Annotated in this window: 8 protein-coding genes; all 8 read left to right on the forward strand. The window is 72.3% G+C overall.

Going from position 1 to position 9,601, the window contains the following annotated elements; all coding sequences use genetic code 11:
- Positions 1–12 precede the first annotated feature (12 nt).
- Complete coding sequence (locus QZ749_RS05135; protein WP_296944045.1) at positions 13–1,317, forward strand: D-tagatose-bisphosphate aldolase, class II, non-catalytic subunit; 1,305 nt, start codon at positions 13–15, stop codon at positions 1,315–1,317.
- Entirely contained in the window at positions 1,308–2,492 is a 1,185-nt protein-coding gene (locus QZ749_RS05140) for an SIS domain-containing protein (protein WP_296944048.1), read from the forward strand. Before QZ749_RS05135 ends, QZ749_RS05140 begins: the two co-directional genes overlap by 10 nt.
- Positions 2,476–3,438 (forward strand): N-acetylglucosamine kinase, encoded by a 963-nt coding sequence (locus QZ749_RS05145; RefSeq protein ID WP_296944050.1) that lies wholly within the window; start codon positions 2,476–2,478, stop codon positions 3,436–3,438. Before QZ749_RS05140 ends, QZ749_RS05145 begins: the two co-directional genes overlap by 17 nt.
- Before the next feature lie 28 nt (positions 3,439–3,466).
- Positions 3,467–4,567, forward strand: a complete 1,101-nt coding sequence (locus tag QZ749_RS05150; RefSeq protein WP_296944052.1) for an amidohydrolase family protein — start codon at positions 3,467–3,469, stop codon at positions 4,565–4,567.
- A 77-nt stretch (positions 4,568–4,644) separates the two neighbouring features.
- The gene (locus QZ749_RS05155; protein WP_296944054.1) at positions 4,645–5,484 is read left to right on the forward strand and encodes a DeoR/GlpR family DNA-binding transcription regulator; all 840 of its coding nucleotides are present in this window, start codon (positions 4,645–4,647) and stop codon (positions 5,482–5,484) included.
- A gap of 60 nt (positions 5,485–5,544) precedes the next feature.
- Complete coding sequence (locus tag QZ749_RS05160; RefSeq protein ID WP_296944057.1) at positions 5,545–7,635, forward strand: glycoside hydrolase family 36 protein; 2,091 nt, start codon at positions 5,545–5,547, stop codon at positions 7,633–7,635.
- Entirely contained in the window at positions 7,632–9,377 is a 1,746-nt protein-coding gene (locus QZ749_RS05165) for an NPCBM/NEW2 domain-containing protein (RefSeq protein WP_296944059.1), read from the forward strand. Before QZ749_RS05160 ends, QZ749_RS05165 begins: the two co-directional genes overlap by 4 nt.
- Positions 9,378–9,427: 50 nt before the next feature.
- The coding region (locus tag QZ749_RS05170; protein WP_296944065.1) for a transposase at positions 9,428–9,601 on the forward strand (174 nt) is incomplete at its 3' end.

Genomic DNA, 9,601 nt, shown 5'->3' on the forward strand with positions numbered 1-9,601 from the left:
AAGGAGCGTTACATGGAATATCTATTGGAACTGGTGCGCCGCCACAAGGACGGCGAACCGGTGGGCATCCACTCGGTCTGCTCGGCCCATCCGCTGGTGATCGAGGCGGCGCTGGAGACCGGCAGGGAGCGCGGCCTGCCGGTGCTGGTCGAGGCGACGTCGAACCAGGTCGACCAGGACGGCGGCTATACCGGCATGACGCCAGCGGCGTTCCGCGACTTCGTGCACGGCATCGCCGACCGCGTCGGGCTGGCGCGCGAGCGCGTGCTGCTCGGCGGCGACCACCTGGGGCCGAACGCCTGGCAGGACCGGGACGCCGACGCGGCGATGGCGCGCGCCGAAGTGCTGATCGACCAGTACGTGGCGGCGGGCTTTCGCAAGATCCACCTGGACTGCTCGATGTCCTGCGCCGGCGACCCGGTGCCGCTGCCGGATGCGACCGTCGCGGCGCGCGCGGCGCGCCTGGCCGCCGTGGCGGAACGCGCCTGGCGCGTGGCGGGCGGCGGGGCGCCCGTGTACATCGTCGGCACCGAGGTGCCGGTGCCGGGCGGCGCCCACGAGGACCTGCAGGAACTGGCCGTGACCACGCCGGCGGCCGCCGCGGCCACCATCGACGCCCACCGCGTCGCGTTCGAGGCGGCGGGCCTGGACGCCGCCTGGCCGCGCGTGGTCGGCCTGGTGGTGCAGCCGGGCGTGGAGTTCGACCACCACAAGGTGATCGACTACCGTCCCGAGCGGGCGCAGGCGCTGAGCCGCTTCATCGAGGGCGTGCCGGGCATGCTGTTCGAGGCGCATTCGACCGATTACCAGACGCCGGAGGGCCTCGCCGCCCTGGTGCGCGACCACTTCGCCATCCTCAAGGCGGGGCCGGGCCTGACCTTCGCGCTGCGCGAGACGCTGTGGGCGCTGGCCGACATCGAGCACGAGATGACGGCAGGCGCGGGCGGTTCGCGCTTCAAGGAAGTGGTGCTGGACACGATGCGCGCCGAGCCGGGGTACTGGCAGAAGTATTACCACGACCCGGCGCGCGCGCGCTTCGACCAGCAGTACAGCCTGAGCGACCGCATCCGCTACTACTGGCCGCATCCGGCCATCCAGGCGGCCCAGGCGCAACTGCTGGCCAACCTGGAACGGACGGCGCCGCCGCTGACGCTGCTCAGCCAGTACCTGCCGGCCCAGTACGAGGCGGTGCGCGCGGGACGCCTGCGCAACCGGCCGGCCGATTTACTCAAGGAAGGCGTGGCCAGGGTGCTGCGCCAGTACATGGATGCCTGCATGGCGGGCGCCGCAACGAAGGAGCTGGAAACATGCTGGTAGTACAGAGGGACATCCTGGGAATCGCCGAAGACCGCCTGGACGCCGCGGGAGCGGGGCTGACGGCGCGCGAGATCGCACAGCAGCCGGCGGTCTGGCCGCAGATCGACGCGCTGGTGGCGGACCGGCGCGGCGCGCTCGACGCCTTCCTCGCGCCGCTGCTGGCGCGCCGCGACCTGCGCATCGTGCTGGCCGGCGCCGGCACCTCGGCCTTCATCGGCGAATGCCTGGCGCCGGCCCTGCTGGGCCGCGGCCTGCGCGCCGAGGCGGTGCCGACCACCGACCTGGTGTCCGGCCCGGCGCGCTTCCTGCAGCGCGGCGTGCCGACGCTGCTGGTGTCGTTCGCCCGCTCCGGCAGCAGCCCGGAGAGCGTGGCGGCCGTGGCGCTGGCCGACCGCCTGCTGGACGAGGTGCACCACCTGGTCATCACCTGCAACGCCGACGGCGAGTTGTACCGCATGGCCCAGGGCCGCGCCGGGGCGCTGGCGCTGCTGCTGCCGGACGCCACCCACGACCGCGGCTTCGCGATGACGACCAGCTTCACCTCGATGCTGCTGGCCGCCGCGCTGGCCTTCGGCGTGCTGGAGCACGGCGCCGTGGCGGCGCCGGCGGCGGCGGCGCGCGCGACGCAGGTGGCGGCGCTGCCGCTGCTCAACGAGCTGGTGGGGCGCCGCTTCCAGCGCGTGGTCTACCTGGGCAGCAACGAGCTGCGCGGCCTGGCGCGCGAGGCCGCGCTGAAGCTGCTCGAACTGACCGACGGCCAGGTCGTCGCGCTGTTCGATTCGCCGCTGGGCTTCCGCCACGGTCCCAAGACCGTGGTCGACGCCGACACGCTGGTCGTGGTGCTGCTGTCGAACGACGCCCATGCGCGCCGCTACGACCTCGACCTGCTGGCCGAGCTGCGCCGCGACGGCAGCGCCGGCCGCGTGCTGGCGCTGTCCGGGCAGGCCGATGCGCGGCTCGACGCGGACGACCTGGTGTTCGACGGCATGGACGGCGCCGGCGAGCTCGCACTCGCGCTGGCGGGCATCGCGTTCTGCCAGTCGTTCGCGCTGCTGGCGTCGCTGGCCCTGGGCCTGCGCCCGGACACGCCGAGCCGCAGCGGCACCGTCAACCGCGTGGTGCGCGGCGTGACCATCCATCCGTTCGAAGGGGATGCCGATGTTCCTCGGGATTGACGGCGGCGGCACCAAGACGGCGTTCGCCCTGGTCGACCGCGCCGGCGCCGTGCGCGCCCGCAGCGAAGAGGGCAGCGCCTACCACGTCGAGACCGGCATCGAGGGCGCGGCCGCCGTGCTCGAGCGCGGCTGCCGGGCGCTGTTCGACGCCGCCGGCGTGACGGCGGCCGACCTGGACTTCGCCTTCTTCGGCCTGCCGGCCTACGGCGAGGACCGCGCCGCCCAGGCCAGGCTCGACGCGCTGCCGCGCGCCGTGCTCGGGCACGGGCGCTACCTGTGCGGCAACGACATGGTGTGCAGCTGGGCCGGTTCGCTGGCCTGCGCCGACGGCATCAGCGTGATCGCCGGCACCGGTTCGATGGCCTATGGCGAATACGCCGGCCGCCAGGCGCGCGCCGGCGGCTGGGGCGAGTTGTTCAGCGACGAGGGATCGGCGCACTGGATCGCCCGTGCCGGCCTGGCGCTGTTCTCGCGCATGAGCGACGGCCGCGCCCCGCGCGGCGCCCTGTACGAACTGGTGCGGGCGCGCCTGGCCCTGCGCGACGATCTCGACCTGTGCGGCGTCGTCTACGGGGAGCTGAAGGGCGAACGCAGCAAGGTCGCGCAGCTGGCGCGCCTGGTGACGGAAGCCGCGGCGCTGGGCGACCGGCTGGCCCAGGCCATCGTCGACGATGCCGCCGGCGAACTGGCCGCCATGGTCGATGCCGTGCGCACGGCGCTGGCCGTGCCGCCCGACGCGCCGCTCGCGGTATCGCACACCGGCGGCCTGTTCGGTCCGGGCGGTCCGCTGCGCGCGCCGTTCGCGCAGGCGCTGGCGGCCCGCGCGCACCCGTACCGGCTGGCCGCGCCGCGCCTGGCGCCGGTGCTCGGCGCCGCCCTGTACGCGGCGCGCAGCGCCGGCACGCCGCTGGACGCGGCGGCGCTCGAACGATTGACGGCGGCTTGAGCCCGCCCGTTCCACGAGGAGACGAGACATGCAGCAGCGCTTCATCCGCATCATCATCCTGGCCGCGGCGTGCGCCGCCCCCCTGGCGGCGTCGGCGGCGGACAGCTACACGATGGCCGACTTCGACAAGGTGCCGAAGATCGACGCCCACCTGCACCTGCATGGGGAAAGCCAGGACGCCTATCTGGCGCTGGCGCGGCGCGACAATTTCCGCGCGCTGACGATCAACGTCGACTATCCGGACTTTCCGCCGCTCGACGTCCAGCGCCGCGTCGCCCGCCGCGCGGCCCACGCCCATCCGGCGGAACTGGCCTGGGTGGCGACGTTCGCGACGAAGGACTTCGAGCGGCCCGGCTGGACCGAGGCGACGCTGAAGGATCTGGACGGGGCGCTGGCCGACGGCGCCGTCGGCGTCAAGGTCTGGAAGAACATCGGCATGGACCTGCGCGACCGCCAGGGCCGGCTGGTGATGGTCGACGACCCGCGCCTGGACGGGCTGTTCGCCGGCCTGGAGCGGCGCGGCGTGATGGTGCTGGGCCACCAGGGCGAGCCGCACAACTGCTGGCTGCCGGTGGAGCGGATGACGGTCAAGAACGACCAGGAGTATTTCCGCAACCACCCGGCGTACCACATGTACCGCCATCCGGAAATGCCGGGCTACGAACAGCAGATGGCCGCGCGCGACCACCTGCTGGCCAGGCACCCGCGCATGCGCTTCACCGGCGTGCACATGGCGTCGCTGGAGTGGGACGTCGGCCGCCTGGGCCGCTTCCTGGATGCGCACCCGGGCGTGCACGTCGACGTGGCGGCGCGCATGGGCCAGATCCAGTACCAGTCGCGGCGCGACCCGAAAGCGGTGGTCGACTTCTTCGTCAAGTACCAGGACCGCCTGATGTACGGCACCGACCTGGCGCAGTCCGCCGGGCAGCCCGACGCCGCCTTCGCGCAGGACCTGGACACCGTGTGGCGGCGCGACTGGCGCTACTTCAATACCGCCGACCGCTTCGACGTGCCGGAACTCGACGGGCCGGTGCGCGGCCTGGCGCTGCCGAAGGGCGTCGTCGACAAGCTGTACCGCCTGAACGCCGAGAAAGCGTATCCGCAGGCCTGGCGCAAGCCGCAAGCATGAGGGAGGCCGATCTTTCGTTTCATTTCGTACCTGGCCTCCTGTATCATCTGGCTCACTACGAAGGCGAAAGATCGGCAATGAACAACACGAATAACACGGAAACGAAAGTCGGCGCAGGTACAGGCGCCGGTACAGGCGCAAGCGACCCCGACCTGCTGGTGGAAGAGCGCCGGCGCCGCATCCGCGAGCTGGTCGCCGAGCAGGGCCGCGTGACGGTGGCGGCGCTGGCGGCGATGTTCGACATCTCCCAGGTCACGGCGCGCAACGACCTGAACGCGCTGGCCGAGATCGGGGCGGTGGTGCGCACCCGCGGCGGGGCGCTGGCCCAGCGCGACGACGAGGACCTGCCGATCGGCGTCAAGCAGAACCTGCGCCGCGCCGAGAAGGTGCGCATCGCCGAGGCGGCGGTGCGGCTGATCGGCGAGGGCCAGACCATCGTGCTCGATTCGGGCACGACGACGGCGGAAATCGCCAAGCAGATCCGCGGCCTGAAGCTGCAGTCGGTGAACGTGATCACCAATGCGCTGAACATCGCCGTGCTGCTGGCCGGCGCGCCGCACGTGACGCTGGTGATGCTGGGCGGCGTGCTCCGGCCCAGTTCGTACTCGCTGGGCGGGCCGCAGGCGGAGGCCGCGCTGCAGGGCCTGCACGCCGACATCCTGTTCCTGGGCTTCGATGGCCTGGATCCGGAGATCGGCGTGATGACGCCGCACCTGCTGGAAGCGCGCCTGAACGCGCGCATGCTGGAGATCGCGCGCAGCGTGGTCGCGGTGGGCGACTCGTCCAAGATCGGACGGCGCAGCCTGTCCGTGATCGCGAAGATCGAACAGGTCGACCGCATCATCACCGACGCCGGCGCGGCGCCGGAGGCGGTCGAGGCGCTGCGTTCGCGCGGCGCGCAAGTCGAGCTGGTGTAGGGGCGGCGGGAGCCGGCCCGGCGCCGGCCATGTAGAACCGCATCCGACACGAGGAGACAGATGAACCAAGCGCATGACGAACGCCGCCGCAGCCTGCTGCAGTGGCTGGCCGGTACGGCCGTGGCATCGACGGTGGGGCCGGCCGGCGCCGCCGCCGTCCAGGAGGGCAAGGGCAGGAACGTGGCGCGCGTCGGCGACGCCGCCATGGCGCTGGAATTCGACGCCGGGCTGCAGTGCCGGGTGGTGTCGCGGCGCGGCCCGCGCCCGGGCGCCGTCACCGCGTTCGCGCCGAGCGAGCGCCTGCGCCTGGCCGACGGGCGCTGGGTCGGCCACTTCGCGCTGGCCGCGCAGGCCGCCGACCGCGTCGCGGGTCCGCACGGCCCCGGCGTGCGCCACCGCTTCACCGGCATGGCGCCCGAACGCATCGAGAAGACCGTGTCCGTCACCTTCTACGAGCGCCATCCGGGCTTCGCGGTGATCCGCACCAGCTACCGCAATGCCGGCGACAAGCCGCTGCCGGTCGCCGCCTGGGCCAACAGCGCCCATACGCTGCGCGCCGCGGCCGGGCGCAAGCCGGCCTTCTGGACCTATTCGGGCGCCACCCACCCGGACCGGCGCGACTGGGTGCAGCCGGTCAGGCGGGGCTTCGAGCAGCGCAACTTCATGGGCATGAACGGTTCCGACTACGGCGGCGGCACGCCGGCGGTCGACGTCTGGCAGCGCGACTGCGGCCTGGCCGTGGGCCACCTGGACACGGTGCCGCGCCTGGTCGCGCTGCCCGTCAGACAGGTCGAGGGCGGGGCGTCGCTGGCGGTGGAGTTCGAGCGGGAAGCGACACTGCAGCCCGGCGAGACGCTGGACACGCTCGAGACCTTCCTGGCGCTGCACACGGGCGACTATTTCGCCGCCCTGGACGGCTACCGCAAGGTGATGGCCGAACGCGGCCTGGCCGCGCCGGACTGCCCCGAGGATTGCTACCAGCCGATCTGGTGCGCGTGGGGCTACGAGCGCGACTTCACCGTGCCGCTGATGGTGGGCACGCTGCAGAAGGCCAGGGAGCTGGGCCTGGAATGGGCCGTGCTGGACGACGGCTGGCAGAACAACGAGGGCGACTGGAAGCTCGACCGGAAGAAATTCCCGAACGGGGACGCCGACATGCGCGGCCTGGTCGGCGCCATCCAGGATGCCGGCATGAAGGCGCGCCTGTGGATCACGCCGCTGGCCGTGGACCCGGGTTCGGACCTGCTGCACGACCACGTCGACATGCTGTTGCTGGACAAGGACGGCGCCCCGCAGCTGATCAGCTGGTGGAACAGCCTCTACCTGTGCCCGGCCTACGCACCGACGATCGAGATGACGCGCGCGTGGATCCGCAAGATCTTCGGCGAATGGGGCTACCAGGGCATCAAGATCGACGGCCAGCACCTGAACGGCGTCGCGCCCTGCCACAACCCGGCGCACAAGCACGCGCGGCCGGAGGAGTCGTTCGAGAAGCTGCAGGACTTCTGGAAGATGGTGTACGACACGGCGCGCGAGGTGAACCCGAACGCCGTGGTCGAGCTGTGCCCCTGCGGGACCTCGTACGCCTTCCACAACTTCCCCTACATGAACCAGGCGCCGGCCTCGGACCCGCTGTCGTCCTGGCAGGTGCGCCACAAGGGCAAGACCATCAAGGCGCTGATGGGACCGTCGGCGCCGTACGCCGGCGACCACGTGGAGCTGAGCGACGGCGGCCAGGACTTCGCGTCCACCGTCGGCATCGGCGCCGTGCTGTCGACCAAGTTCACCTGGCCGGTCGATCCCAAGCCCAAGGACAGTTTCCTCCTCACGCCCGAGCGCGAAGTCGTCTGGCGCAAGTGGATCGGCATCTACCGCGAGAAGATGCTGCCCAGGGGCGTCTACCGCGGCGAGCTGTACGACATCGGCTTCGACAGGCCGGAAGGACATGCGGTCGAGAAGGATGGCCGCATGTACTTCGCCTTCTTCGCGCCCGAATGGGACGGGCCGGTCGAGATCCGCGGCCTGGGGGCGGGGCGCTGGAAGCTGCGCGACTACGTCGACGGGCGCGAACTGGGCGAGGTGACTGGCGCCGGCGCGCGCGTGACGGTGCGCTTCGCGCACGCGCTGCTGCTGGAAGCGGTGCCCGCATGAGGCGCACCTTGCTGGCGGCGGCGTTGAGCGCCCTGTGCGGGGCCGCCGCGGCGCAGGCGCTCACCCCGCCGATGGGCTGGAATCCGTGGAACGCCTTCCACACCGAGGTCGACGAGGGCAAGATCATGGCGGTGGCCGACACGCTCGTGGCGAGCGGCCTGCGCGACGCCGGCTACCGCTACGTCAACATGGACGACGGCTGGTGGCGCACGCGCCGCCCGGACGGCCGCATCGAGGTACGCACCGGCATGTTCCCGAGCGGCCTGCTGGCCGACGGCAGTACCAGCCTGCGGCCCTTCGTCGACAGGCTGCACGCGCTGGGCCTGAAGGCGGGCATCTACACCGAGATCGGCCGCAACGCCTGTTCCCAGGCCTGGGACCGGCATTCCCCCAACCTGCCGGAAGGGACGACGGCCGCGCGCGAGATCGGCACCTTCGGCCACCAGGCGGCCGACATGCGCCTGCTGCTGGGCGAGTGGGGCTTCGACTACGTCAAGGTGGACGCCTGCGGCCTGGCCGACTTCACCCCGAACCAGCCCTGGGTGCGCGACGGCACCCACGCCGCGTTCGGCCCCTGGATCGTGCGCGGCCGGCCCGATGCGGCCAATTCGGCGCGGGTCGAGCAGCTGTATGCGGGCCTGCGCCGCGAGATCGACGCGGTGCGCCCGCGCGGCGACGTCGTGCTGTCGATCTGCACCTGGGGCGAGGCGCGCGTGGCCGGCTGGGCCGGCCGCTACGGCCACACCTGGCGCACCAGCGCGGACATCGAGCCCACGTGGAAGTCGATGCTGCACAACTTCGACACGGCCGCCGCGCGTCCGCTGTACGCCGGGCCCGGACGCTGGAACGACCCGGACATGCTGGAACTGGGCCATGGCGAATTCGACGCGCGCCACCCGGTGGAGGCGCGCGCCCACCTGTCGCTGTGGGCCATCGCGGCGGCGCCGCTGGTGCTGGGCGCCGACCTCACCACGATGCCGCGCGCGCTGCTCGACATCGCCGGCAGGCGCGAGGTCATCGCCATCGACCAGGACCCGGCCGGGCACCAGGGCGTGACGGTGCAGCGCGGCGCCGACACCCAGGTGCTGGTGCGCACGCTGGCCGCGCCGGGGCACAAGGCGGTGGCGCTGGTCAACCGCGGCGCGCGACCGCGCCGCGTGAGCGTGCCGCTGGCCCGGCTGCAGATGGCGCCCGGGGCCGGCGCGCGCGACGCCTGGACCGGGCAGGAACGCACGCTCGGCGCGACGCTCACCGTCGACCTGGCGCCGCGCGAGACGGCCCTGCTGGTGCTGCGCGGCGACGCCCTGCGGCCGGGGCACGTGCTGCTGACCGAGATCCCGGCGCGCGTGCGCATCCTGGGCGACGGCGCCGCGGCGCTGTCGACGGCGCAGGCGGCCAGGTGGGTGCCCGTGCAGGCCAACGCGGCGCCGTCGGGACGGCCCTTGAAGATCGGCGGCGCGGCGGTCGCGGACGGCATCGGCGTGCTGGCCGGCGCGCGCGTGGCGGTCGACCTGGACGGCGGCTTCGCGCGCTTTCGCAGCCGCGCCGGGACCGTCGCGGGGCGCGTTCCGGTGACGTACCGGGTGCTGGGCGACGGCAAGGTGCTGTTCGCGCATCGCGGTACCGGCGTGGTCGGGGTCGACGTGCCGGTGGAGGGCGTGCGCACGCTGGAGCTGACGACGCAGGGGCCGGACGGCAAGGTGGTCGAAGTTGCGTGGGGTGCGGCGGAGCTGGTGCGCTAGGGTCTGTCTGACTGAGTTGAACCAAGCAAGGTTTAGCCGGTCAGACGGCGATGAGCCGAACTGACCTAACTGAACAGCAATGGCGGCAATTGGAATTACATTTGCCGTCCAACCCACACCATGGCCATGCCTATGTCGGACATCGGCATGTGATCAATGGAGTCTTGTGGCGCTTGAGGACTGGCGCGCCTTGGCGCGACATTCCTCCGCGTTACGGACCATGG

It is taken from the genome of uncultured Massilia sp. (genome assembly GCF_913773735.1).
Classification (GTDB): domain Bacteria; phylum Pseudomonadota; class Gammaproteobacteria; order Burkholderiales; family Burkholderiaceae_D; genus Telluria.